This is a genomic window from Dyella tabacisoli (genome assembly GCF_003350925.1).
GTDB lineage: Bacteria > Pseudomonadota > Gammaproteobacteria > Xanthomonadales > Rhodanobacteraceae > Dyella_C > Dyella_C tabacisoli.
This window is the reverse complement of record NZ_KZ857180.1, coordinates 1-24,996: the sequence shown is the minus strand read 5'-3', so window position 1 is coordinate 24,996 and position 24,996 is coordinate 1. Positions and strand designations below refer to the sequence as shown.

General features: G+C 62.8%; 19 protein-coding genes. 14 read left to right on the top strand and 5 right to left on the bottom strand.

All coding sequences use genetic code 11. The annotated features are described in order from the left end of the window. The first annotated feature begins 25 nt into the window (after positions 1–25). Genes DVJ77_RS16310 through DVJ77_RS16300 form a run of 3 tightly spaced genes read left to right on the top strand, consistent with a single transcriptional unit; the run spans position 26 to position 5,545 of the window. Positions 26–1,486, top strand: coding sequence for a TolC family protein (locus DVJ77_RS16310; protein ID WP_162791529.1), 1,461 nt, complete (start codon positions 26–28; stop codon positions 1,484–1,486). Further along, the gene (locus DVJ77_RS16305) at positions 1,486–2,430 is read left to right on the top strand and encodes an efflux RND transporter periplasmic adaptor subunit (RefSeq protein WP_114846589.1); all 945 of its coding nucleotides are present in this window, start codon (positions 1,486–1,488) and stop codon (positions 2,428–2,430) included. The genes DVJ77_RS16310 and DVJ77_RS16305 overlap by 1 nt, the downstream gene beginning before the upstream one ends. A gap of 4 nt (positions 2,431–2,434) precedes the next feature. Then, complete coding sequence (locus DVJ77_RS16300) at positions 2,435–5,545, top strand: efflux RND transporter permease subunit (protein ID WP_114846588.1); 3,111 nt, start codon at positions 2,435–2,437, stop codon at positions 5,543–5,545. Between the two features lie 405 nt (positions 5,546–5,950). Here the strand turns inward: DVJ77_RS16300 and DVJ77_RS16295 are convergent, their stop codons facing one another. The 3 genes from DVJ77_RS16295 to DVJ77_RS16285 form a co-directional block, all read right to left on the bottom strand. Beyond that, a complete protein-coding gene (locus DVJ77_RS16295; RefSeq protein ID WP_114846587.1) occupies positions 5,951–6,424 on the bottom strand; it encodes a GNAT family N-acetyltransferase in 474 nt (157 codons plus the stop codon). Positions 6,425–6,676: 252 nt separating this feature from the next. After that, a complete protein-coding gene (locus tag DVJ77_RS16290) occupies positions 6,677–8,452 on the bottom strand; it encodes an acyl-CoA dehydrogenase C-terminal domain-containing protein (RefSeq protein WP_114846586.1) in 1,776 nt (591 codons plus the stop codon). A 44-nt stretch (positions 8,453–8,496) separates the two neighbouring features. Next, positions 8,497–8,979 (bottom strand): hypothetical protein, encoded by a 483-nt coding sequence (locus DVJ77_RS16285; protein WP_114846585.1) that lies wholly within the window; start codon positions 8,977–8,979, stop codon positions 8,497–8,499. A 337-nt stretch (positions 8,980–9,316) separates the two neighbouring features. On the opposite strand from DVJ77_RS16285, the gene DVJ77_RS16280 reads away from it, so the two are divergent. From DVJ77_RS16280 to DVJ77_RS16245, 8 genes are all read left to right on the top strand, one after another. Beyond that, the gene (locus tag DVJ77_RS16280; RefSeq protein WP_114846584.1) at positions 9,317–9,787 is read left to right on the top strand and encodes an SET domain-containing protein; all 471 of its coding nucleotides are present in this window, start codon (positions 9,317–9,319) and stop codon (positions 9,785–9,787) included. A gap of 95 nt (positions 9,788–9,882) precedes the next feature. Then, positions 9,883–10,383 (top strand): RDD family protein, encoded by a 501-nt coding sequence (locus tag DVJ77_RS16275; RefSeq protein ID WP_114846583.1) that lies wholly within the window; start codon positions 9,883–9,885, stop codon positions 10,381–10,383. A gap of 15 nt (positions 10,384–10,398) precedes the next feature. Next, entirely contained in the window at positions 10,399–11,079 is a 681-nt protein-coding gene (locus tag DVJ77_RS16270) for an RDD family protein (protein ID WP_114846582.1), read from the top strand. After that, entirely contained in the window at positions 11,076–12,062 is a 987-nt protein-coding gene (locus tag DVJ77_RS16265; protein WP_114846581.1) for a stage II sporulation protein M, read from the top strand. Before DVJ77_RS16270 ends, DVJ77_RS16265 begins: the two co-directional genes overlap by 4 nt. Beyond that, entirely contained in the window at positions 12,052–13,563 is a 1,512-nt protein-coding gene (locus DVJ77_RS16260; protein ID WP_114846580.1) for a DUF4129 domain-containing protein, read from the top strand. The genes DVJ77_RS16265 and DVJ77_RS16260 overlap by 11 nt, the downstream gene beginning before the upstream one ends. After that, the gene (locus DVJ77_RS16255; RefSeq protein WP_114846579.1) at positions 13,560–14,741 is read left to right on the top strand and encodes a DUF4350 domain-containing protein; all 1,182 of its coding nucleotides are present in this window, start codon (positions 13,560–13,562) and stop codon (positions 14,739–14,741) included. Before DVJ77_RS16260 ends, DVJ77_RS16255 begins: the two co-directional genes overlap by 4 nt. Before the next feature lie 26 nt (positions 14,742–14,767). After that, positions 14,768–15,751: an AAA family ATPase gene (locus tag DVJ77_RS16250; protein WP_114846730.1), complete on the top strand. Its 984-nt coding sequence runs from the start codon at positions 14,768–14,770 to the stop codon at positions 15,749–15,751. Beyond that, a complete protein-coding gene (locus tag DVJ77_RS16245; RefSeq protein WP_114846729.1) occupies positions 15,751–17,058 on the top strand; it encodes a DUF58 domain-containing protein in 1,308 nt (435 codons plus the stop codon). The genes DVJ77_RS16250 and DVJ77_RS16245 overlap by 1 nt, the downstream gene beginning before the upstream one ends. Positions 17,059–17,252: 194 nt before the next feature. Here DVJ77_RS16245 and DVJ77_RS16240 read toward each other — a convergent pair whose 3' ends face one another. Together DVJ77_RS16240 and fusA are read right to left on the bottom strand one after the other, a co-directional pair. Next, positions 17,253–17,759: a GreA/GreB family elongation factor gene (locus DVJ77_RS16240; RefSeq protein WP_114846578.1), complete on the bottom strand. Its 507-nt coding sequence runs from the start codon at positions 17,757–17,759 to the stop codon at positions 17,253–17,255. Positions 17,760–18,091: 332 nt separating this feature from the next. Continuing rightward, a complete protein-coding gene (gene fusA, locus DVJ77_RS16235) occupies positions 18,092–20,131 on the bottom strand; it encodes an elongation factor G (RefSeq protein ID WP_114846728.1) in 2,040 nt (679 codons plus the stop codon). Positions 20,132–20,505: 374 nt separating this feature from the next. On the opposite strand from fusA, the gene DVJ77_RS16230 reads away from it, so the two are divergent. From DVJ77_RS16230 to DVJ77_RS16220, 3 genes are all read left to right on the top strand, one after another. After that, positions 20,506–21,399 (top strand): hypothetical protein, encoded by an 894-nt coding sequence (locus DVJ77_RS16230; RefSeq protein WP_225428047.1) that lies wholly within the window; start codon positions 20,506–20,508, stop codon positions 21,397–21,399. A 438-nt stretch (positions 21,400–21,837) separates the two neighbouring features. Next, positions 21,838–23,847 carry a hypothetical protein gene (locus DVJ77_RS16225; protein ID WP_225428046.1) on the top strand — a complete coding sequence of 670 codons (2,010 nt, stop codon included), beginning with the start codon at positions 21,838–21,840 and terminating at the stop codon, positions 23,845–23,847. A gap of 29 nt (positions 23,848–23,876) precedes the next feature. Then, positions 23,877–24,416: a DUF1697 domain-containing protein gene (locus DVJ77_RS16220; RefSeq protein ID WP_162791528.1), complete on the top strand. Its 540-nt coding sequence runs from the start codon at positions 23,877–23,879 to the stop codon at positions 24,414–24,416. The last annotated feature ends 580 nt before the right edge of the window (positions 24,417–24,996 follow it).

Below are 24,996 nucleotides of genomic sequence, written 5' to 3'. Positions count from 1 at the left end.
AGCGATATCGCGCAAGATGCGGCCTATGCATCCATCTGATTCCGCTTTGCTCATTGCCACCCCGCGGCCCCGGCGTCGTCGGCTTGGACTACTGCCGCTAGCCATGGCGGTGTTGTTGGGCGGTTGCGCCTCGTACCAACCCAAGCCCATCGACACCGCGACAACACAAGCGCAATGGCAGGCGCGTCGATTGGATGACCCGGCGCTTGCCGCACGTTTGCAAGCGGCGTTGCCTTCGGGCGAACACTGGCCGCCGGTCACTTATGGCCGTGCCGAGTTGTTGCTTGCCGCGCTGGCGCTGAATCCGGATCTGGCCGAAGCGCGCGCCCACCTGACCGAAGCCGGTGCGGCGGTACGGACGGCTAAAGCCATACCTAATCCCACGGTGGGTCTCGCCTTGGAGCGCTATACCCAGTCGCAGGCGGGCAGCTCGTCCTGGCTGTGGGGCATCAGCACCAATATGTTGATCGACACCATGTTGCGGCGACGCCTGCGTGCCGAGTTGGCCGATGCCGGTGTGCGCGGTGCGCGGCTGGATTACGCCGAAAAGGTGTGGGCGGTGCGCCATAGCTTGCGTACGGCGTTGGCCGATACATTGCTGGCCCGGCGTCAACAACAGCTAGCCGAACAATCGGTATCGAAGGCGACGGCATTGCAGGCAGCCTTGCAACAACGCCATGCCTTGGGCGAATCCGCTTCAAGCGAAACCTTGCTGGCTGCGCAGACCTTGGCGCAATCGCATAACGAGGCCGCAGCGGCGGCACAACGCCTGGCCGATGCGAATGCGCGACTGGCGCGTGCGGTCGGTGTGCCGGCGAACGCGTTGGACGGCATCGCACTGCGTTGGGACGATTTCGATACACCGGTGGTTGCGGCGGCCGATCAACGAGCTGCGCTTGAGGATCGTGCACGACTGTCGCGAGTCGATCTGGAGCGTGCCCTGGTCGACTACGACAGCCGCGAGACCGAACTGCATCAGCAGGTACGCGCGCAATATCCGCAGATCTCGCTCGGGCCGGGCTACACCTATGACCATGGCGTGCGCAAACTGCAATTCAATCTCAGTGCCACGCTGCCGATTTTCGATCAAAACCAGGGCCCGATTGCCGAGGCCGAGGCGCGTCGAGAAGCCGCCGGCCGGCATGTAGAGGCGGTACAGGCAAGTATCGACAGCGAGATCGATAGCGCCAACGCAAAGTTCGCCGCGACCCGGCAGGCACTCGCTGCGGCACGTAGCGGCCAACAGGCTGCGCAGCGACTTGCCCGGCAGGCCGAACTAGGCCACGCCCACGGCGAGGACGACCGTGTCGCCGTATTGAATGCGCAACTGGCTGCACTGACGGCAGCACAAGCGCAACTCACCGCATGGGATCAATCCCAGCAGGCACTTGGCGCATTGGAAGATGCCGTGCGCACGCCGCTGGATAACGATGAAACCCGCTTACTGCAGCCCGCTGCAGATGCGCTCCCCGGAGACTCTCCCTGATGGCTCGTCAATCTCTCCGCCGCTGGGCGCCGTTATTCGCCGCATTGTCGCTGCCGTGCATCGTCGCGTCGGCCGCCGCCACCGAACTCACCGCGGAGGCACAAGAGAAACTAGGTCTTGCCACCGCGGCCCTGCAGAGCGCGCAAGCACCAGCGGCGATAGCTGCGACCGCCGAGGTGTTGGACCCTTCATCGCTGGCCAAGCTGGCCGACGACATTGTCGCGGCGCAGGCCGCGGCGGATGCATCGGCTGCCGAGTACACCCGCACGCAGGCACTGGTGGCCGCCGACGGCAACATGTCGCGTAAGGCGCTGGAGGCGGCACGTACACAATCGATTGCCGATCAATCCAAGCTGCGCCAGGCGCGCACTCAGTTGCGCGTGGAGTGGGGCGGCAGTTTCGCCGCACTCGATGCAGGCGCTTTACGCACGCGTGTCGACGCCTTGCTCGAAGGGCGCGAGACGTTGTTGAAAAGCGAACCGCTAAGTGCGCCAACAGCGGCCTTTGTCGCGGATACGGCGACCTTGCAATTGGCCGAAAAGAAGTTGCTCGATGCCCGCGTGCTGGGAGCGTTGCCGCGCAGCAGCTCCGGCGTGAGCGCTGCGTGGTTGTTGCAAGCTTCGTCGACGTCGTTGGTGCCGGGCATGATCCTGACTGCCCAGCTTCATGGGCGGGCGCAAAACGAAAGCAAGCAGCAGGGCGTTTTGCTGCCGCGTGCTGCTGTGGTGCGCTGGAATGGCGTGGCCTGGGCCTACGTCGTTACCGATGCTACTCATTTCGAGCGCCGTGCCGTACAAGCCTTGGCGATGACGCCGGCTGGCTGGCTGGTCGGCACGCCATTCAAGGCCGGCGAGAAAGTGGTGACGCAGGGTGTCGAGACCTTGATCGCCGTAGATGCCGCGCCGGTGCCCGCCGCCGCCGACAGCACCCCGGCGGGGGACTAGGCTGATGTTGCTCGTCATTATTCGCAGCGCGCTGCGACATCCGGTCTGGGTCACCCTGCTTGCTGTCTTGTTACTGGTTTTTGGTGTGCAGCATTTGCGCACCGCCAGCTACGACGTCTTTCCCGAATTCGTGCCGGCACAGGTCACCGTGCAGGTCGAGGCGCCGGGCTTCACCGCCTTGCAGGTCGAGCAGCGGGTTACCCAGTCGATCGAAAATGCCGTGAACGGCGGCACCGGTGTCGCGGTGGTGCGCTCGCAGTCGATTCAGGGCTTGGCCGTTATCACGGTCGTGTTCAACGAGGGCAGCGATCCGTTTCGCGCCCGCCAATTATTGGCCGAACGTGTGACCGAGGCGGCTTCGCGCTTGCCGCAAGGCGTGCAGACACCGACCTTGAGTCCGATGGTCTCCTCGACCATGGATCTGCTGAAGTTCGGTCTGCTTAGCGACAAGCTCGACCCGCTGGCCTTGCGCGCCCTGGCTGACTGGACGATCAAGCCACGCCTGCTCGCCGTATCGGGTGTTGCCGATGCCACCGTGTTTGGCGGCGGTGTACGCGAATGGCAAGTGATCGTGCACCCCGACAAGCTCGCGGCCTTTGGCCTCACCCTGGAAGATGTACGCCTTGCTGCGGCGGCGGCGAATGGCGTGCGCGGCGCCGGTTATGTCGACACCCCCGCGCAGCGCGTCATATTGGAAGCTGACGGCACCCTGCGCGATCCGGCCCAACTGGGCCGCGCCATCATCACCCAGCATGCCGGTCGCAACGTGACCCTGGCCGATGTCGCCGAGGTTGCCGAGCGTGCCGCGCCGGCCTTCGGCGACTCGCGCATCATGGGCAAGCCCGGCGTGCTGGTCGCGCTCAATAGCCAGTACGGTGCGAACACGTTAGAGGTCACCCGCGCGGTCGAAGCCGCCTTGGCCGATCTCAAGCCCATGCTGAAAGAGCAGGGTGTGACCCTGGTAGCGAACTTGCATCGCCCGGCGACCTTTGTGGAAGTGGCCCTGAAAAACATGCGCGATGCGCTGTTGCTCGGTGCCGTGTTGGTGCTGGTCGTGCTGATCCTGTTTTTGCGCAACTGGCGTACCGCGCTGATCTCGTTCATGAGCATTCCGTTGTCACTTGCCGTCGCGGTGCTGGTGATGCAGCGGCTCGGTTGGACCATCAACACGATGACCCTGGGCGGCCTCGCCGTGGCACTGGGTGTGGTGGTGGATGACGCGATCATTGACGTCGAAAACATCATGCGTCGCTTGCGCCAGGCGGGCCCCGATGCACCGCGTTTGCCGGTGATTCTGGACGCCTCGATCGAAGTGCGCCGGCCGGTGGTATTGGCGACCCTGGTGGTTGGCCTGGTGTTTCTGCCGATCTTGCTGCTGCCGGGTTTGCAGGGCAGTTTCTTTGCGCCGCTGGCGGGTGCGTTTCTACTCGCCACCTTCGCTTCGCTATTGGTCGCGTTGACCGTGACACCCGCGCTGTGTCTGTTGCTATTGCGTGCAAATCAGCATCATCGCGAGCCACGCTGGTTGAAGCGCATGAAGTTGGCGCAGCATCGTTTGCTGGCGCGCTTGTTGCCGCATGCGAACGTGTTGCTGATCGCTGCGCTCTTGCTCGGCGCGCTGGCGGTGGCCGCGTTGCCGTTCTTCGGCGCTTCGTTGTTGCCGGAATTTCGCGAAGGCCATTTCGTACTGCAAGTGACCGGCCCATCGGGCACCTCGATTGCCGAGATGAATCGCCTCGGCGAACGCATCAGCAGCGATGTGCTGGCCGTTCCTGGTGTAGCCAGCGTGTCGCAACAGGTGGGCCGCGCGGAGATGGTGCAGGACACCTGGCCGCCCAATCGCAGCGAGTTTCACGTCGAGCTGAAACCGGGCTTGCCGGCGCGGGAAGAAATACGCATCGAAAAAGCCCTCAAAGACACCTTGGAGGCTTATCCGGGCCTCAGCGCCGAGGTGGTTACCTTTCTTGGCGATCGCATCGGCGAATCTTTGTCGGGTGAAACCGCGCCGGTGTCGGTGAGCATTTACGGCAGCAATCTGGATACGCTCGATCAGCTTGCCGACGAAATCAAACCGGTACTGCAGCAAGTGCCGGGTTCGGGCAGTGTGCGACTTTCTACCGAGCCCTCCGTGCCGACCATGCGCATTACGCCAAACGCGGATCACCTCGCCGCTTATGGCCTGCGTATGAGCGATGTGCTCGACACCATCGCAGCGGCGCATCAGGGTGTGATTGCCGGCCAGGTGTTCGACGGTGTGCAGCCGATATCCGTGCGCGTGTCTGTGGATGCCGCTACCCAGCAAGATCCAGAAACCGTCGGCAGGCTGCTATTGCGCAATACCGCCGGGCGCAGCGTGCCGTTGTCCGAAGTAGCCGACAGCGATCTGGTCGATGGCCGCGCCAGTGTCCTGCACGAAGGCGGCCGGCGCCGGCTCGTACTCGGTGTGACGCCGACGTCGAGCGATGTCGTTGGCTTTGTCGCGCAGGCCCAGGCGGCCCTGGCCAAGAACGTCAAATTGCCGGCCGGCTACTACGTCGAATTCACCGGCGCCGCCGAAGGTGCCGTGCAGGCGCAGCACGATCTGCTCTTGCATGGCGGGCTGGCGGCGATCGGCATTATTGCGCTGCTGTTGATGGCCTTCCCCGATCGGCGCAGCGTGGCGTTGATTCTCGCTAACGTACCGTTCGCGATGGTCGGCGGCGTGATTGCCGCTGCGATCAGTGGCGGCGTGTTATCGATCGGTGCCCTGGTCGGGTTTGTCACGTTGTTTGGTATCTCTGCGCGCAACACCATCATGCTGATCTCGCATTACGAGCATCTGGTGGAAGAAGAAGGGGTGCACTGGAGTCGCTTCACCGTCTTGCGCGGTGCGCGCGAACGTCTTACGCCGATTTTGATGACGGCCTTGGTCACGGCGTTGGGGTTGTTGCCGTTGGCGTTGGGTAACGGTGAGGCGGGGCGTGAGGTGGAGGGGCCGATGGCGGTGGTGATTCTGGGTGGGTTGGCTAGTTCGACGTTGCTTAATTTGTTGGTGATGCCGGTGTTGGCGGGGAGTTATTTGCGGTTTGTGGCGCGGGTGCGGCCGGTTGGGGATCGGCAGGTTGCTGCTGTGTAGTGATCTTTTGTTTGGGTGTGTGGGGCTAGGTTGATCGCCTGCGGCGGGCTTTCGGCCACCTGCCGGTGGTCGAGTCACTTTCTCTTGAGTGGCCAAGAGAAAGTAACCAAAGAGAAGGCCACCCCGGTGAGTCGCCCTTCGGGTACGTGAGGGTCGGCCGGGCTTTTCGACAGGGCTTCCTGCCCTGGCGAAAAGGCATCGACATCCATGTCGATGCCCCTGCGGGCCTTGTCGTCCGACCCTCACCGACGCACAGGGGCCCCAGGGTCAAGAGCAAAAGCAAGATCAAGATCAACGTCAAAAGCAGCGAGCGCTGCGCTTTCGCCCCTCCCCCTGCTAGCAGGGGAGGCTGGGAGGGGGTGCGGTCTTGCCGCGAGCTTGGAGGCTCGCGATTTTTTGTTGGGCTTACGAAACCGGTTTGGCCAGGCGCAGTAGGTCGGGTTCGTAGCCGGTGGCTTCGTAGAGGGCGCGGGCGCGTTCGTTGCCGGGAAAGACGGCCAGGGTGACAAGTTGGCAGTGGTGTTCGCGCGCCCAGTCTTCGGCGTGGGCGAGGAGGGCTTTGCCGACGCCGCGGCCTTCGTGTTCTTTGGCTACGGCCAGGTCGGAGATGTGGCAGTTGCTGCGGCCGGTGAAGAAGTCTTGGGTTTTCTGCAGGTGCATAAAGCCCACGCGCTTGCCGTCGCTGTCTTTGGCGATGAATAAATAACTGTTGGCGGGCTGGTCTTCCAAGTGACGCAGCAGATCTTTGCGGATGCCTTCGATGCATTCGTGGCGCCGCCGCCATGGCGGTAGCTGGAAATCGACGAAGCGGGGGGTGAGGTCGAGGATGAAGCGATCGTCGTCTTCAGCCAGGTGAATCAGGAAAGTAGTGTCGCGCATGCGGTTGACCGGACTGCGGGGAAACTGTTGCCGGTTCTACACCCTGTATGTAAGGCGGGCAAGCTGGTGATTCCTTCCCAGCCGTCCTCGCACGCGGAGGATGGCGAGCTTCATTGCTCCTCCCCTGCGACCGAAGGGAGTCCCCTTTTCGGGACTTGCAGGTGGAGGTTGGGAGGGGGTGGAACCTTGCCGCAAGATTGAACCCCTCCCCAACCCTCCCCTACACGTAGGGGAGGGAGTCAGTGCGGTGTTTCAGATGATTGTCGGCAGGCTGCCTACGCCCGCTTCGATAGCTGCCTGATGTGTCAGGCAGCGCGGCAGAATGCGGCTGAAATAAAAGCCTGCGGTGTCGAGCTTGGCCTGTTTGAACGCCGCCGTCTGGTTGCCGGCGCTAACGGCCGCGGCGCTGCGTGCCCACATATAAGCGAGCGCGATGTAGCCGGAGTAGTAGAGGTAGTCGGTGGCGGCGGCGCCGAGTTCTTCCGGGTTGGCCTGCACGCGCTGTGCCAGTTGCAGGGTCATGTCGCCCCACTGTTTGGTCGCGGTGGCGAGTGGGCCAATCAGGCTACGCAGCGATTCGTCCTTGGCGTGCTGCTGGCAGAAGGCGGCGATCTCTTGCATGAAATATTTCAGGCCGACGCCTTGCAACTGGAGAATTTTACGGCCCAGCAGGTCGGCTGCTTGGATGCCGGTGGTGCCTTCGTACAAGGTGATGATGCGGGCGTCGCGGACGAATTGCTCCATGCCGTTTTCGGCGATATAGCCGTGACCGCCGTAAATCTGCAGGGCTTCCTTGGTGCTTTCCTGTGCCAGCTCGGTCACGACGCCTTTGGCGATGGGGATCAGGAACGCAACCAGCTCACTTGCCTGTTTGCGTGCGGCTTCATCGGTAGCGCGCGCTTCGATATCGGTTTGCAGCGCGGTATACAGCAGCAGTGCGCGTGAACCTTCCACGATGGCGCGCTGGGTCAGCAGCATTCGCCGTACGTCCGGCTGTACCAGCAAGTTGTCGGCGGGCTTGTCGGGGAAGGCTGCGCCCGACAGTGCACGGGACTGCAAACGCTCGCGCGCGTAGTTGAGACTGTTTTGCAACGCGCGTTCGGACAGTGCCAGACCTTGCACGCCGACCGCGAGGCGGGCGGCATTCATCATGGTGAACATCGCCGCCAGACCCTTGTGCGGCTGGCCGATCAAGTAACCCTCGGCGGCGTCGAAATTCATCACGCAGGTAGCCGAGCCGCGGATACCCATCTTGTGCTCGATGGCGCCGGCGGCAACCGCGTTGCGTGCAGCCAACGAGCCATCGTCGTTCAACTTGAACTTGGATACGATGAACAGCGAGATGCCACGGCTGCCTGCAGGGGCATCAGGCAGTCGCGCCAGCACCAGATGAATGATGTTCTCGGTGAGGTCGTGTTCGCCGGCGCTGATGAAGATCTTGGTGCCGGTGATTTTGTAGGTGTTGTTCGCGGTGGGTTCGGCGCGGGTTTTCAGCAAGCCGAGATCGGAGCCGGCCTGCGGCTCGGTGAGGCACATGGTGCCGGTCCAGCGGCCTTCGACGATGGGTTTCAAAAAGCGCTCGCGCTGCCAATCGTTACCATGCAGTTCCAGCGCGTGGCAGGCGCCTTCGGAGAGCAGCGGATACAGGCTCCACGACAAATTGCCGGACTGGAACAGCTCGGTGGTCGCGGTACCCAGCACACTCGGCAGCGCCTGGCCGCCGAAGTGTTCGGCCATCGTCAGACCGGCCCAGCCACCTTCGGCAAACTGGCGAAAGGCTTCTTTGAAGCCCTTGGGCGTGGTTACTGTTTGGGTGGCCTTGTCGAAATGGCAGCCTTCTTCGTCGCCACTGGCGTTAGTGGGCGCCAGCACTTGTTCGCTGAGCTTGCCGGCTTCTTCGAGCACGGCATCGAGCAGGTCGCGCGTGTGCCCATCGCCGCCTTGCAGTGCGGTCAGTGTTGCCTCCGCGCCGAGCACGTCGTAAAGAGCGAAGCGCAGATCGTCGAGCGGTGCCTTGTACTGCGTCATGACATAACTCCTTGGGAATGGGGGTGCGGCCAGATGGTCGGAGATCAGCGGTAAGTGTTGGAAATACCCGGCACCGGCGAGAGCCAGCCGCTGCCGTGAAAGTCGAAGTCGCGGTTTTCTTTTTCTTGCTCGGGCTTGGCGTTGCTGTGGCCGATCACGCTATAGGGCAGCGAGCCGGCGCTGCCTTTGGCGGCGACGGCCTTCAGCGCCTGATTCATTTCCGTCGTGGGCAGCACGTCGATCTGGGTGACGTCGCCGGCAAAGGCGGGGATGTCCAGATCGAAGCTGTGATGCAGACGTACGGGTACTCCGTCGGCCACTTTCAGCTCGCCCTCGATACTGTGAAAACCCATGCCGGAATAGCTGTTGTTCTGGATGCGCAGGGTCAGCCGCCATTGCCCATCGGGCCGCACATTCATTTCCTGAATGCTCACGGCCGGCGGAAATACGCTTTTGCGCGGCGGGCCGCAGGCGACCAGGCCGGCGACCAGTGCGCCCATTGCGATACAGCGGAGTACTCGTTTCATGGATCACCTCAAACGATTGTTTGAATATAGCAGGGAGGAAGAGCGGGGAACAGGATGGGGGGTAGAGCAGGGAACGGGGAACGGAGGTAAAGCTAGGTAACGGGGAACGGGGAACAGGGAACGGGGAACATGAGGTTCGAGGGGATATTGCAGATCCGCGTTCTTTTTGATTTTTCTTTGTTTTTGCTCTTGCTTTTTTGCTTCTGCTTTTTAGGCTTTTCCCCGTTCCCCGTTCCCCGTTCCCCGTTCCCCGTTCCCCGTTCCCCGTTCCCCGTGGTTCCCATCGTCATGCATAGCGTGCATCATCATCGGCTCTCTCAGCCGACCTATGTAGCTCATGACCCGACGTATCGTTGCTCGCCGTTCGCCGATCCACGGCAATGGTGTTTTTGCCGTTAGCGCCATCGCCAAGGGCGAGCAGGTGATTCAGTACAAAGGCACCTTAGTGACCAACGACGAGGCCGACGAGCTGTACGGCGACGGCGGCGAGACGGGGCATACCTTTTTGTTCACGCTCAACGACGAATACATCGTGGACGCCAATCAGCATGGCAATAGCGCGCGCTGGATCAACCACAGTTGCGAGCCTAATTGCCGTGCGGTCATCGAAGAAAGCGCCAGCGGCGATCCGCGCAAGGACCGGGTACTGATCGAGGCGATCCGCAAGATCAAGCCCGGCGAGGAGCTGACCTACGATTACGGCATTACGCTTGACGTGCCGCATACCGCACGCCTTAAAAAGCTGTGGCTGTGCCTGTGCGGCTCGCCCAAGTGCTGCGGCACCTTGCTCAAGCCGAAGGGCCGTTAGGCTCACGCACGCATGCAGGCGCGATAGAACACTCATATACTCGCGGCTGCATTCGCCATGGGGGGCGGGTGCCAGGATCTAAGGGATAGGAACCGATGGATGTAAATCCGTATGCCGCTCCGCAAGCGGTGGTCGAGGACGTCGAGGGATTTTCGGCACGGGATATCGAGGCGCGCAAGGCCAGTCGTGGCCGGCGCCTGGGTGCCGCGCTGCTGGATGGATTGCTGCTGGGTATAGGCGTCACGATTCTTCTTTTCGCGGTGGTCCCCTACGCGGCAACGTCCAACATATCCGCGGGCGGGCTAGTCACAGGGCTGCTGCTATTGGCGGGTATCGCGGTGGCCAATTGCGTTCTCTTGCATCGAAACGGCCAGACCATCGGCAAGCTGATCCTGGGCATCAAGGTGGTTCGTACCGACGGCAGCCGTATCGGGCTGGGCCGCATCATCGGCTTACGCATCGTGCCGATCAGCCTGCTGGGGGGTGTCCCCTATCTAGGCGGACTGATCCATCTTGTCGATTCATTGATGATTTTTGGCGCGGAACGCCGCTGCCTGCATGACGTGTTCGCCGACACCGTCGTCATCAACGCCTGACGCCGATAACGACCGATGCTCGATACCGTAAGGCAGTTCGAGACCCCCGAAGGCATCTTTTTGCGCTTGCGTTCGGCCGGCGCGTTGCCGCGTGCGCAAGCCTGGAGCATCGACTTCGTGATCCGCGTGCTGGTGTGCTGGATGGGGATGATTCCGCTGGCGTTCCTCGGCCAGGCCGGCGTGGGTATCGGCATGCTGGTGATGTTTGTGCTGATGTGGTTTTACCCGGTGGTTTGCGAGGTCTTTTTTCACGGGCAGACGCTGGGCAAGCGGGCGATCGGCCTGCGCGTCGTCAATGCCGACGGTACGCCGGTGACCTGGGTGCCCTCGATGGCGCGTAATCTGCTGCGCGTCGTCGATATGCTGCCCGGCGTTTACGGGGTGGGCCTGGTCAGTACGCTGATCGATCCGTATGGCCGTCGATTGGGCGACATCATTGCCGGCACCATGGTGATCCACACCTCTGAGCTGCCCTCCGGCAACCATGTGCCGGTGCTTGCTGCGGAGCGCCCGCCGCTCGATCTGGCGGCTGACGAGCAGGCGGTCATCGTCGATTTCGCCGAACGCTGCGCGCAACTGACGCCGCAACGGCAGCAAGAGCTGGCCAATCTGCTTGACCCGCTGACCGGCCAGACCGGCGAGGCGGGGGCACGGCAATTGGTGGCTTATGCGAACTGGCTGATAGGACGACCATGAAACAGGAGCGTTTCGTTGCCCTGCATAGACAGGAGTGGGACAGCTTGCAGGCATGGTTGGGCAGCGCCGAGCTGCGCTCGCGCGAAGCCATGCGCAGCACGCAGGCGCTGGCCTTTCCGGCTTTGTATCGCCGTCTATGCCATCACCTGGCGTTGGCGCGCGCGCGCGGTTACAGCCGCGAAGTCACCGACCGTTTGCAAAACCTGGTGCAACAAGGGCATCGTGTTTTATATCGCCCGCCGGCACCACGCTGGCATCGGGTAGCGATGTTTCTGGTGGCCGATTTTCCACGCATGGTTCGTGCCGAATGGCGTTGTATTGCGCTGGCGGCAGTCTTGCTCTATGTGCCGATGCTGTTTTGCCTGGTGCTGATGCAACTGAAGCCGGAGCTGGCGCATTCGGTGTTCGGCAGCGCGCAACTGGCCGAGTTCGAAAAGATGTACGACCCCGCCAACGCCTCGATCGGCCGCAGCAGCGGCAGCGATCTGGGGATGTTCGGCCACTATGTGATGAACAACATCAGCATTGCGTTTCGCACGTTTGCCTCCGGCTTGCTGCTTGGTGTCGGCGCGGTCTACGTGATGACGACGAATGGGGTGATTATCGGCACGGTGGCCGGCCATCTCACCGGCATGGGGTTCGGCCATCCGTTCTGGCGTTTCGTCGTGGGGCATTCGTCGTTTGAACTGACGGCGCTGGTGATCTCCGGTGGCGCCGGCTTGCGCCTGGGCTTGACCTTGCTGGCGCCCGGCCGGCAACGGCGCGGGCCGGCCATGGTGATGGCCGGCTGGGTCGGTGCACAGCTCGCGCTGGGCGCCTTTGCGATGTTGTTGATGGCGGCTTTTATCGAGGCGTTCTGGTCGTCCATCGCCAGCCTGCCCGATCTCGTGAAATTCGGTAGTGGTGCCTTGCTATGGCTGCTGGTGCTTGGCTGGTTGTGGCGAGGCGGCGCCGAGCGGGTGAGGCATAGCGATGGAGCTTGAGCGGATCAGTGTCGCGCTGCGTCCGCGCACTCCGCGCGAGGCGGTGGATCTGGGCGTAGTGATGCTGCGCGCTAACGCATGGCCGGTATGGTCGGCCTGGTTGGTATTCACGTTGCCGCTGGTTGCGGCATGCGTATCGCTGGGCTTGTTGCTGAACTTACCCTGGTTGGGCATCGCTTTGATCTGGTGGCTCAAGCCATTGTTCGACCGGGTGCCTCTGTATGTGTTGTCGCACGCGGTGTTCGATCACGTACCGCGTTGGCGCGAGACACTGCGTGGACAGCGCCAGTGGCGTTGGCGCGGCACCTTGGCCGCGTTGACCTGGCGACGCCTGGATAGTCATCGCGGATTGCGCTTGCCATTGGAATTGCTGGAGGGATTGCCGCGAGCGCAGCGCTCGGCGCGCTGGCGTGTGCTGTGCAAGACCATCGGCGGGCAAACCAACATGCTGATCTTTGGTTGCCTGCAACTGGAAATCGTGCTGTTTTTAACCATGTTTCTGTTCGGCGTACTGTTTGTGCCGGGCGAATTTTGGCCTGACTCCTGGCGCGCTTATGCCCGCGAGGCCATCCACAACGTGCCGACGACGGTGACCCTGCTGGTTTCCGCCGCCGTATATCTGGCGATGAGCGTGATCGAGCCGCTCTACGTGGCCGCCAGTTTTGCGCTGTATCTGACCCGGCGTACCCAGCTCGAAGCCTGGGATATCGACCTGGCTTTTCGGCGTATTCGCCAACGGCTGCAAAGTGCCGGCCGCGCGCTGGTACTGCTGTTTGCCTGCGCGGCTGGCTTGCTCTATCAAACCCATGCGCACGCCGCGGCCACCGAGGCGGAACGTGTTCACGTTGAGCAGGTGTTCGATCCATCGCCGTCTCAAGACGACGCGAAGTTTGCGGCTGCTGCTGCGCAGGTCTATCGCGACCCGCGCTTTGGCAGCACGCACAAACACATGGGATGGGCGTTGCGCAAGCCCGCCGAGCCGGTACAAGCGCAACGCCCAATCGGCGATTCGCTGCTCGGCAATCTGTTCGCCGGCGGTCTGTATCTATTGATGTGGCTGCTGCTGGCGGTAGTGCTGGGTGCGTTATTGGTGTTCGTGATACGGCATGCCATGCGACACCCTGTTTCGTGGAAAAAGCCCAGGCAGGCTGCGCTTGTGCGAGTGCATGAAATGGTTGCAGCCGCGGCGATGCCTGATGATTTGGCCGGCGCTACGCGTGCGATGTGGCAGGCTGGACAGCGGCGTGAAGCGTTGGCCTTGCTTTATCGCGGCAGCATGGATCAAGTGGCCGCTGCGCAGAACAAGCCATTGCCGGTCGATGCCACCGAGGCCGACTGTTTGCGGCGCGCCCGCGCGCTCGACGATACCCAGCATAGTCAGCGTGTCGTCGCCATCGTGCGTACCTGGCAGCATGCCGCCTACGCCGACCGCTTTCCCAGCGACAGCGACATCGACGCCTTGCTGACGGGCTGGCCTGCGCAACATGCGAGGCAGGTATGAGCCGGACGGCGCTTTCGGTGACCTTGATTGTGCTCACGGCGGTTGGGTTGGCCGTGGGTGGCTTCTTTATGATGTTCGAGCGCAAAGAAACCGAGGTCACCACACCCGCGCGTGGCGAGGCGCTTTATAACCGTTTCTTTGCCTTGGAACGTACGCTGGCGAAGCTCGATGTCCCGGTGACCTCGCTGACGACGTTGGCTCCGGCACGTTTGCCATTGCAGCCTGACGATACCCTGGTGCTCGGTGCCGATGTCAGCCGCATCGATACGGGCACTGCTGCGCGTATCGTCGATTGGGTACGCGAAGGCGGTCATCTGGTGCTGCCCGTCAAATCATTGGATGAGGTAAGCCATACCCCATTGTTTGAAGCGCTCGATGTGCTCGATGCGAAAACGGCCGGCAAGGGGTGCATCACATTGGATGCCGCAGCCGACCCGGCCAAGCCGACGGGCCAGGCACCATCGAAGCAGGCCCCATCGAAGCAAGTTTCATCGACGCAGGGCGAAAATGATTTTGAATGGTGCGGCCCCCGCTTTCATCTGCACAGTGCGCTGATGAAGCAAGCCGATGCCACGATCGGTAACGAAAAAGACGGCTATTTCTTTGTGCGCACCGACCTGGAGTCGGGCAAGCTCAGTGTGCTCAGCAGCTTGGTGCCGCTGGAGGGCGAACAACTACGGCAGGCCGCACAGCAACGCTTCGCTTGGCGCTTGTTGGCGCCGCATATCGACGACGGTCATGTGTATCTGGTTTACGCGCTGGACCAGCCCTTGTTCTGGACCTTGCTGCTGACCAGGGGCTGGCCTGCGCTGCTTGCGTTGAGCTTGCTGCTGGCCGGCTGGATGGCGATGCGCAGCGAGCGATTAGGGCCGTTGCTGCCCGTGCCGCTGCTGCAGCGCCGAGCTTTGCTTGAGCATGTACAGGCGGTCGGTGAGTTTTTGTTCCGTCGCGATAACGGGCGTTCTTTGCATGAGCTGGTTTGCAGCGCCTTGCTGGCGCGTGTGCGCCGTCGCGATCCTGTCTGCGCGATGCTGCACGGCGATGCGCTTTATCAACGTCTGGCCGAACGTTACCGACTCGACTGCGCGCAATTGGCGCGGGCGTTCCATCCACCCGCGAACGCGATGGCGTTTCGCGAAAGTGTTGTCACCCTGGCGCGACTCAGGAAAATGTTATGACCCTCGAATCCACTAACCCGGCGAGCATGCCGGAGCTACCCGCTGTCACCTTGCCGCTAAGCGAATTGGCCGCGCGCACGGTGACCTTGCGTGAGCAGGTGTCGCGTGCCTTCATCGGTCAGGGTGAGGTGCTCGATCAAGTATTGCTGGCCCTGCTCGCTGGCGGTCATGTATTGATCGAAGGTGTGCCTGGCCTGGGCAAGACGCTGCTGGTACGCGCGCTGGCGGCCTCGATCAGTTGCAGCTTCGGCCGCGTGCAGTTCACCCCGGATCTGATGCCTAGCGACATCACCGGCCACGCTATTTACGATCCGAAGACCGAGCGCTTCCAGATCCGCCGTGGCCCGGTATTCGCCAATATGCTGCTGGCCGATGAAATCAATCGCGCGCCGGCCAAGACCCAGGCGGCCTTGCTGGAATCGATGCAGGAGGGCCAGGTCACCATCGAAGGGCGGCGTTTTGCCTTGCCCGAGCCCTTTATGGTGGTCGCTACGCAAAACTCGATCGAGCAGGAAGGCACCTATCCGTTGCCCGAGGCGCAGTTGGATCGATTCCTCATCAAGGTGGATATCGGCTATCCCAGTCATGAGGACGAGCAGCGCATGGTCGAGCAGGTGCTTAGCGGGCGCGTTGCCGCCGACCTCGATGTTTCACGCGTAGAGCCGGTGCTGGAACAGCAGGAGTTATTGGCGTTGCAGCAGGCGGTAGCGACGCTGCGGGTGGATCCGGCGGTGATCGATTACGCCGTACGCATCGCGCGCGCCACCCGCGAATGGCCGGGCGTCATCGGCGGCGCCGGTCCACGCGGCGGGCTTGCCCTGGTGCGCTTGGCGCGCGCAAACGCAGTGCTGGATGAGCGCGATTTCGTCACCCCCGACGACGTGCGTGCGGTGGCGTTGCCGGCCTTGCGTCATCGCTTGCTGCTGGCGCCTGAGGCCTTGATCGAGCGTCAGCGTGCCGACGATGTACTTGATGCGTTGTTGCACAAGGTGGCTGCACCACGCCAATGATGCGCCCGGCTCCTGCTTTGTTGTGGCTGCTGCTGGGCTGGACCGGCGTCGGTGTGCTGGTCAGCCTGCAATGGCTGCCGCTATCGATCTGGTTAGCGCTCGCCAGCGTGATCGCCACGCTCGCCGCGCTGGATGGGTGGCATCTGCGGCGCGAGTCCAGCCCGATCTGCCGACGCGACATCCCGCTGGTGGTGCCGCTGGGGCCGGAGCTTGCGGTCGGCCTGCATCTGCGTGCCACCACCCAGCGCACGCAGCACGTGCTGGTTCACGATCTGCATCCGGCGCCATGGGCCGTGCGCGATATGCCGCGCGAGCTTTCGCTTGCGCCCGGTCGCGAACTGACGCTTGATTACACGGTGACCCCCAGCGCGCGTGGGCAATTCATTTTTGACGGTTGTCAGTTGCGCTTGCGCTCGCCATGGCGCTTATGGAATCAGCAGCGGACGATCGGCGAGACCAGCACGATTCGCGTGTATCCCAATTTCGCGCCGCTGGCCGAGCTGGCCGGGCTTAGCGTCGAGGTTGCCTCGCGCAGCCTGGGCGCGCGATTGCAGCGCCGGCGTGGCGAAGGCACCGAATTCAACGAACTGCGCGATTATCGGCTTGGCGATAGCCTGCGCAAGATCGACTGGAAAGCCACCGCTCGCCTCGGCCGGCTGATCTCACGCGAATACCGCGATGAGCGCAATCAGCAAGTCATCTTGCTGCTCGATTGCGGCCGTCGCATGCTGGCGCAAGACGACCGCCTGGCGCATTTCGATCACGTACTCAATGCGTCGTTGGCTCTGGCCTATATCGCACTGCGCCAAGGCGATGCGGTGGGCATGCTCGCTTGCGCCGGCGAAGACCTGCGCTGGCTGCCGCCGCAGCATGGCAGCGGCGGCATGGACATGCTGTTGGGCGCCGGTTACGACTTGCAGGCGCTGCCGGTGGCGACGGATTACCTCAGTGCGGCCAGCGCGTTGCAGTCACGCCAGCAGCGCCGTGCTTTTGTGGTGCTGATTACCAACGTGCGCGACGAAGACGATGAAGAGCTGCGCATGGCCGTCGCCATGCTGTCGCGGCGTCATCTGGTGCTGGTGGTCAGCCTGCGCGAGCTGGCGCTCGATCAGGCGGTGACCGAAATGGACGATAGCGTGGAGTCGGCCATTCGCAGCGCTGCCGCAATGCACTACCTGGCCGAGCGCGAGGCCATGCACGATGCTTTGCGGCGCGAAGGCGTGGCCACGCTCGACGTGAGCTGCCATGAATTATCGGGTGTATTGGTGGAGCGATATTTGAGCGTCAAGCGTTCCGGGCGGCTTTGAGTGTGAGCATCGGCTGATGCCGAATATGGCTCCTCCCCCTGCATGCAGGGGGAGGCTGGGAGGGAGTAATCCCTTTGCGTTAGCGCGAGGCAAGAGCCTCACCCCTCCCCAACCCTCCCCTGCGAGCAGGGGAGGGAGCAAATTACCCATGAGCTGAGTTCGACGCTAATCAGGTGTTAGTAGGGGAGGCGGCTCTAGGCATCATGATCGTCATAGTCGATAGCCGTCACCGTAATCAACAAATCGCCCGCCGGCCGTTTCCAGATCACTTCTTCGCCGACCCGCGCGCCGATCAACGCGCGCGCCAGCGGTGAGACATAGCTGACTTCGCCGTGCTCGGCATCGGTCTCGTCTTCACCGACGATACGGTAATGCTGCTCACCCTCATCGCTATCCACGGTGACGCGGGCACCGAAGGCTACGCGGTCGTTCGGTTGCCGCTCCAGATCCACTTCGATCGCACTGGCGACGCGCGCCCCCAGCCAGCGCAGCTCACGTTCCAGCATGGCCAACTCGTTCTGTTGCGACAGCGCGTCGTCGGATGCTTTCAATGCATCGTGCCGCGCCTGCGTGGCGGCCAGGCGTTCACGCAAATGCGCCAGCCCGTGGGAGGTGGTGTAGTTGGGGTGCTCACTCAGCGCAATCTCAGGTAACGCCTCGCGATTGGCGTCATCCTGATCTTTAACAAAAGCTCGACTCATAGCGTCCTCCCACAGGTGTACTGCTACCTCTCCACATAGTTCTGGCATGGGTCTTTCTCAAGCGGGGCCGAGGGGGGGCAAAGAGCAGGGAACGGAGGTAAGGCAGGGAACGGGGAATGGGGAACGGGGAACATGCGGCTTGAGTGATGGCTGTGATGTCGCGTTCTTTTTTGATTTTTCTTTGTTTTTTCGCTTGCTTTTTTGCTTCTGCTTTTTAGGCTTTTCCCCGTTCCCCGTTCCCCGTTCCCCGTTCCCCGTTCCCCGTTCCCCGTTCCCCGTTCCCCGTTCCCCGTTCCCCGTTCCCCGTTCCCCGTTCCCCGTTCCCCTCTACCTCAGTCCTCCTCGGCGTGCGGTTTCCACGCCTCGCTGAGTTGCTTCTGTACTGGCAGTGGCACTGGCTCGTAGTGGCTGAGATCGAGGCTGTAGCGGCCGCGGCCACCGGTCATGGCCTTGAGTTCGGTGGGGTAGTCGGTGAGTTCGGCCAGGGGGGCTTGGGCCTTGATGACCAGTTCGCCGCCGCGTAGCGCATCGGTACCCATAATGCGGGCGCGCTTGCCGGCAAGGCCGCCGGTGACGTCGCCGACATTTGCCTCGGGGATCGATACCTCGACATCGACGATCGGCTCCAGCACGATCGGGCGCGCCTTGCCGATAGCGTCGAGAAACGCCTTTTTGCCGGCACTGATAAAGGCGACTTCCTTTGAGTCGACGGGGTGGTATTTACCGTCGTAGACCACGACGCGCAGGTCTTGCAGCGGGTAGCCGGCGATAGCGCCGCCTTCCATCGCCTGACGCACGCCTTTTTCGATAGCCGGTAGATACTGGCCTGGAATCACCCCGCCTTTGACCGCATCGACAAACTCGAAGCCGGCGCCGCGCTCCAGCGGCTCCACTCGCAGAAACACTTCGCCGAACTGGCCCGCGCCGCCGGTTTGCTTCTTGTGCCGATGGTGGCCTTCGGCTTTGCCGGCGATGGTCTCGCGATAAGCAATGCGCGGCGGATGGGTGATGACCTCGACCGCGTAGCGATCCTTCATTCGCTCCAGCATGATTTTCAGATGCAGGTCGGAAAGGCCGCGTATGACGGTCTCGTTGAGTTCCTTGTGATGCTCCATCCGAAAGCACGGGTCCTCTTCGGCGAGCCGGCTGAGCGCTTGCGACAGTTTCTGCTCCTGGCCTTTGTGCTTGGGCACCAGCGCCAGGCCGAACATCGGCTGCGGGAAGGGCAGGGGGCGGACGTGAATGCGGTCTTCGTCGTGCGAGTCGTGCAGCACGGCGTCGAAATGAATTTCTTCTATCTTGGCGACGGCGGCGATGTCGCCGGGAATCGCACTGTCGATTTCCTCGTGCGTTTTACCGCGCAGGCGAAATAGATGGCCGACCTTGAAGGGTTTGCGGCCGTCGTCGATAAGCAACTGCGTGTCGCGGCGTATCGTGCCTTGCCATACACGGAATACGCCGAGCTTGCCGACAAAGGGATCGTTGACGATCTTGAACACGTCGGCGATCACGTGCTTGGTCGGGTCGGTACTGACCGCAATGGGTTGATCGCCATCGTTGAGGAAGGGCGGCGGATTGCCTTCGGCCGGATTGGGCAGCAGGCGTTCGGTGATATTAAGTAACTCGGCCACGCCAGCGCCGGTGCGCGCACTGACAAAACAAATCGGCACCAGATGCCCTTCACGCAGGCATTGCTCAAAGGCGTCGTGCAGTTGCTGCGGCGTCAGCGCCTCTTCACCGGCATCGAGATACGCACCCATCACGTTCTCGTTGATCTCCACCACTTGATCGAGAATGCGCTGATGGGCTTGGGCCAATGAAGAGAAATCGGTGTTGCCATCGCGATGGAAAAAGCAGTCCAGCACTTGCCGGCCGCCTTGCGCGGGCAGGTTGATCGGCAGGCACTCGCTGCCGAACTCCTCGCGTAACGCATCCACCAGCGCGCTCAATTTGGCACCGTCGAAATCGATCTTGTTGATGACCAGCAAACGCGCCAGGCCGCGTTGTTTCGCATGCTCCATCATGCGGCGGGTGCCATGCTCGATGCCATTGACGGCATTGACCACGATCGCCACGGTTTCCACTGCGGCGAACGCGGCCAGGCTGGCACCGCGAAAATCCGCATAGCCAGCACTGTCGATCAGATTGATATGACAGCCGCCATGGTCGATCGCGGCGATGCAGCTATCGATGGAATGGCCGCGGGCCTTTTCCTGGGCGTCGGTATCGGATTGGGTCGTGCCGCGTTCTACTGAACCTTGCGTTTGAATGGTGCCGCCGGCATGCAGCAAGGCTTCAAACAGAGTGGTTTTGCCGGTGCTGGCATGACCAGCAAGAATGACGTTGCGGATGCTTTCCGTGGTGTACGACACGATGCGACCCTCCCGTGCTGAAGGCGGCACATGCGGTAGGGCCGGCATGAGCGGCACCGCACACGCCGCATTGGCGGCTGACGTTGGCGGGCCGTCATGGTCGTCCGGGCGTAAGGGACGCGGGGGCGGTCATGGCGGGTACGGCGCAAGCGCCGTGTGCATAGACTTGAGCGATTGCCAGGCGGGGTCAAGCTGCAGTGCGGGGCGGGGGGAACCATGGCCGCCGGCGCGGGTCTTTAACGGGCAACGATTCGCGCACCACCGGGTAGGTCTGGGCGTGTCGCCACCCACCTGCCAGCGCTAAGAGAATCGCCATCGAACGCACGCAACAAGTCGAGCATCATCGCTGGCAATCGCCGCCCGACGATGTGCGCATGCGCGGTCTGGCGCCGTTGGATGGCCCGACCCGAGCGATGCTGCATCAACTGCGCTGGCGCAAGCCGCCGCCTGATCGTCGGCGTCTATGGCTGGGGCTGGGTATCGCGTTCTTGCTGCATGGGTTGTTCGTCTGGGTGACCTGGTATGAGATGAAGCTGCTGCCCTCGTCGCCCGAGGGGCATAGGCGTATGGACGATGCCTTGCAGGTGCGGCTGATTCCGCGCCGGTTGCAGACGGCGCCGCCACCGATCGCACCGCCGCCAGCGGTGGCGATTCAGCAACATGTCGTCGTACGCCCGGCGGCTGTGCGTGAGGCGCCGGCCAAGAACGCCATGACAGTGAGCATGCCTGGCGGCCCGGTCACGCCACCGACGCCGGCCCCGGCCTTGTTCGACAAGAGCGGCCAGGTCTTGTTGCCGGCCGCTGCGGCGAGTACGGCGCCGGCTTACGTGACGCGTAGCCCGGAGGCGGATGGCGATATGCAGGTCATGCACCATAGCGATCCGGTGAAATATAAATCCACGCGTTTCGAGCAGTATTTTCCGCCGCCCGGCGAGTCGCTAGGCAACGCCGCGATGCGGCATGTAGTGGAGACGGTGACCAAGCCGCATGACGTCGCATTGCCGCATGGCGTGCACCTGAAGTGCACTTTCCTCACGGGTTGTCAGGATCCGCCGCCACCGCCTTCGCCCAAGAGTCGCGATGCGCGGCTCAGCATGGCGCCGGCGAAGCCGTTGACGGCGGACACGAATCCGCTCAAGCCGCTTAGCGATGAGGAGTGCATCGCGATTTATCGTGATGGTAAGCCGTTGCCGCAGGGGTGTCCGGTGGATACGCCGACGCGATCGGTGGATGCGGATTTGCGGGGGAGGGCGGCGAAGGGGTTGTGAGTGGGGCTTTGATTTGAGTGTTATGGCGACCGGGTTCGCCTGCGGCGGGCTTTCGGCCACCTGCCGGTGGTCGAGTCACTTTCTCTTGAGTGGCCAAGAGAAAGTAACCAAAGAGAAGGCCACCCCGGTGCGTCGCCCTTCGGGCTTGTGAGGGTCGGCCGGGCTTTTCGACAGTGCATCCATGCACTGGCGAAAAGGACTCGGCATCCATGCCGAGTCCCCTGCGGGCCTTGTCGTCCGCCCCTCACCGACGCACAGGGGCCCCAAGGTCAAGAGCCAACGTCAAAAGCGCGAGCGTCGTGCCCCTCCCCCTGCTTGCAGGGGGAGGCTGGGAGGGGGGGCATTCTCGCGGCAAACCATCACTCTTCCGCAAACAGCAGCTAACCCTGCCGCACCGTGTCTAAGACCAATCCAGCTAGCGCAAAACACACGCGCTACATGGCAGCATCGCCCGCTACACTTGCGCGTATGCCCTTGCCGCCCACGGACAAAACCCCTCGCCTCGCCACGGTATCGCTGCCCTCGCCACGGGAAGCGGCGACGGGTGCGGCTGTGTATCGGCGGCGTCGACAAGAGCGCCCGCGCGACCGCTGGCTGCGCACACTCGCACTGGCAGGTGCGTTGCTGGTGCATTTGCTGTTTCTGTTTGGCGCGGTGCTGGGGCCGGCTTATGACATGGTCGAGCCGCCTGAAGCCAATAGCGTCAGTGCGCTTAAAGTGCGCTTGATCGACAAGACGGAACCCGAGCCACCTCCGCCACCGCCGGTGCGTGGCACACCACCGAAAGAGGTCGGCCCTTTGCATCGCGGCAGTACGACGGCGCAGACACTGGTGACCCGGCAGAGCCAGGCCGCCACCCGTGCCGACGCACCGCTGACACCGGTGCCGGTGCCGGCCTTGGAAACGCCGGTCATCGCCGCGACACCGCCACCGAGCGCACCCAAGCCCGAAGTGGTCGCTGCGCCATTGCCGCCGGTGACGCTACCCAAGCCGGCGCCCACGCCAGAGTTGCAGCCGGTGCCGGTGGCTACCGAGCCGCCGCAGGTGGCGTTGGATAAGCCGCAGACCACGACGCCGGTACCGCCCAAGTTCCAACCTGAGCCCGTGCGCAAACTGCAAGCGGAGGGTCATCAGCCGGTACCGCCGCCCGCTTCGTTGGCGATGCCCGATCTGCCCTCGCAATCAGCGCCTACGGTCAGCGCGCCGACCATTGCGATGGAACGCGCCGTACCCACGCTTGCTCCGCCCAGCGTGGCCCAGGCGGTTCGTCCCGAGACCCCCGCCGCGCCGCCGGCACCGGATCTGCAAGCGATACCGCTACCTGCGCAACCCGCACCCACCGTCAATCTGCAAGCGTCGGCGAACACCGTCACGCCGGTGGTGCCGCGCGAACAGCCGCAGGTGCAGACACCTGCAATCCGTGTCGCCGAGACGCAACTCGAAGCTGTGCCGTTAACCGAAGCCGCCCAGCCGCGGCTGGAACGGCCGCAAGCACCCTCATTGCAGACGCCGGCGCCCAAGGCTATCGCGCTGGATAACAAACCGACGCTGGCGCGACCACAGCTCAACGCGGCCTCGGCGACTGCCGAACCTGCAAGCGAATCCACTGCGTCGAAGGTAGCTGAGCAAGCGGCCCAGAGCGCTACGACGAATAATTCATCTGCCGCAAAAGATGCTGTCGCAGCAAACACAGCAAGCAGCGGTGCAGATGTCAGCACAGCGCCCAATGCCACCCCGCAAGGCAGCAATACCGCTACGCCGGGCGCGCCCAATGGTGCGCCCGAATCGTCACGGACCAGCGGCAAGAGCGGTTTGAATCTCGCGTTGCCGGGGCAGGGTGAAAATCAGGGGCACGGCAGCACCGCTGGCCAGAATCCGGGTGGCCAGGAGTCAGCCGGGAACGGGCAGGTTGGCGATTACGTGCAACTGAAGCCGCATGGCAACACCGAGATCATGTCGCACGGCCGGCCCAATATCGGCTACAAATCGACACGCTTCGAAGACGCCTGGACGCCCGCAGGCGAAAGCTCGATCGATACGGCGTTGCGTCGCGCAGTAGAAAAAACCACGGTGAAGCACACCTTCCATTTGCCGCGCGGCGTGCGTATCGAATGCGCGGTGATGCCGCTGTTGCCGATGTCCTTGTTCGGCTGTGGTAATCCCGATCCGCCGGCCAAGGCGTTGAACCCGGAGATCTATCAACGCCTGAACCTGCCGACCACCAACCCGTTGGTGCCGCCGGGGCCGGCCACCGCCGCCACCGCCGCCAGCGCGGCGTCGCCGCCGATCAAATTGGATAACAGCGTGCAATGCGCCATGGCGCGTGTCAGCGGTGGTCCGTTGCCGCCGGGATGCCTGGACGATCGATTGACACCGGGCCGCCCCAAGCCCTCGATGCCGGCAGCGGCTGCCAGTTCGTGGGTGCCGGCCAGCGATCAATTTCATTAGAGTCCACTGAAGTCCAGGGGTATCTGTTCGTGCGATTTGCCGCATTTTTTCGTAACGTCAATTTCGGTCACGTAGGCAGCCCCATCAAGGCACAATTCATCGCCGCCTTTGAGGCTGTTGGCGCGCAAGACATGAGTTCGTTTCTTACCCATGGCAATGCCAGTTTTTCGGCATCAAACGCTGCTGAGGCGATATCGCTGGCAGACGCTGCGCGTGAGCAGCTTCGACGGGTTTGCGGATGGGATGGTGTTGCCTATACGCGAAGCATTACTTACCTCGCTAAACGGGTGGCGTCAGATCCGTTTGTCGGCGCGCCGCAGGATGACATCAACGACTGCTGTGTGACGTTTCTGCCGGATCGTCTTAGCGAGATGCCGGTAACGCCGATTGTTGTTCCGCGGCGGGATATGGAGGTGTTTGATGTTCGGGCGGGTGAGGCTTTTAGTGTGACTCGGTTAGTGGGTGGGCGGGTAGGTAACGTCAATGGGTTGTTGGAGCGGTTGTTGAAGGCTCCGTTGACTACTCGGAATTGGAATACGGTGGTGAGGTTGGTTGAGCGTGAGAGCTGAGGGGGTGGGGCTGGGTTGTTCGCCTGCGGCGGGGTTTCGCCTATTGGTGATGCTGCGCGAGCTTGTCGCCTGCGGCGGTTTTCGAACCCCTGCCGGGGCCCGAGTCACTTTCTCTTGAATGGCCAAGAGAAAGTAACCAAAGAGAAGGCCACCCCGATGCAGCGCTCTCCGGGCATCCTGCCCTACGAGTACGTGAGGCTTGGCCGGGCTTTTCGACAGGGCTTCCTGCCCTGGCGAAAAGGCATCGACATCCGTGTCGATGCCCCTGCGGGCCTGTCGTCCAAGCCTCACCGCTGCATAGGGGCCCCGAAGAGCAGCGCGCGTCCTGCGCGCACTCGGATGCGACTGCCCGCAGTCGCCGATATATGAAACGCACGCCGCACGGCCCCCTCCCCTGCTAGCAGGGGAGGGTTGGGGAGGGGTTCAATCTTGCGGCAAGGTTGGTGGACCCCCTCCCAGCCTCCCCCTGCACGCAGGGGGAGGGGCACAACGCTCGCTGCTTTTGACGTTGGCTCTTGACCTTGGGGCCCCTGTGCGTCGGTGAGGGTCGGACGACAAGGCCCGCAGGGGACTCGGCATG

Bases quoted from the DNA above. Each gene is read 5' to 3' on its own strand.
- DVJ77_RS16300 (WP_114846588.1), top strand. From the start codon at position 2,435: ATGTTGCTCGTCATTATTCGCAGCGCGCTGCGACATCCGGTCTGGGTC.
- DVJ77_RS16285 (WP_114846585.1), bottom strand. From the start codon at position 8,979: ATGAAACGAGTACTCCGCTGTATCGCAATGGGCGCACTGGTCGCCGGC.
- DVJ77_RS16270 (WP_114846582.1), top strand. From the start codon at position 10,399: ATGCTCGATACCGTAAGGCAGTTCGAGACCCCCGAAGGCATCTTTTTG.
- DVJ77_RS16250 (WP_114846730.1), top strand. From the start codon at position 14,768: ATGCCGGAGCTACCCGCTGTCACCTTGCCGCTAAGCGAATTGGCCGCG.
- DVJ77_RS16310 (WP_162791529.1), top strand. From the start codon at position 26: ATGCATCCATCTGATTCCGCTTTGCTCATTGCCACCCCGCGGCCCCGG.
- DVJ77_RS16305 (WP_114846589.1), top strand. From the start codon at position 1,486: ATGGCTCGTCAATCTCTCCGCCGCTGGGCGCCGTTATTCGCCGCATTG.
- DVJ77_RS16265 (WP_114846581.1), top strand. From the start codon at position 11,076: ATGAAACAGGAGCGTTTCGTTGCCCTGCATAGACAGGAGTGGGACAGC.
- DVJ77_RS16290 (WP_114846586.1), bottom strand. From the start codon at position 8,452: ATGACGCAGTACAAGGCACCGCTCGACGATCTGCGCTTCGCTCTTTAC.
- DVJ77_RS16245 (WP_114846729.1), top strand. From the start codon at position 15,751: ATGCGCCCGGCTCCTGCTTTGTTGTGGCTGCTGCTGGGCTGGACCGGC.
- DVJ77_RS16260 (WP_114846580.1), top strand. From the start codon at position 12,052: ATGGAGCTTGAGCGGATCAGTGTCGCGCTGCGTCCGCGCACTCCGCGC.
- DVJ77_RS16225 (WP_225428046.1), top strand. From the start codon at position 21,838: ATGGCAGCATCGCCCGCTACACTTGCGCGTATGCCCTTGCCGCCCACG.
- DVJ77_RS16275 (WP_114846583.1), top strand. From the start codon at position 9,883: ATGGATGTAAATCCGTATGCCGCTCCGCAAGCGGTGGTCGAGGACGTC.
- DVJ77_RS16255 (WP_114846579.1), top strand. From the start codon at position 13,560: ATGAGCCGGACGGCGCTTTCGGTGACCTTGATTGTGCTCACGGCGGTT.
- DVJ77_RS16295 (WP_114846587.1), bottom strand. From the start codon at position 6,424: ATGCGCGACACTACTTTCCTGATTCACCTGGCTGAAGACGACGATCGC.
- DVJ77_RS16240 (WP_114846578.1), bottom strand. From the start codon at position 17,759: ATGAGTCGAGCTTTTGTTAAAGATCAGGATGACGCCAATCGCGAGGCG.
- DVJ77_RS16230 (WP_225428047.1), top strand. From the start codon at position 20,506: ATGCGCGGTCTGGCGCCGTTGGATGGCCCGACCCGAGCGATGCTGCAT.
- DVJ77_RS16280 (WP_114846584.1), top strand. From the start codon at position 9,317: ATGACCCGACGTATCGTTGCTCGCCGTTCGCCGATCCACGGCAATGGT.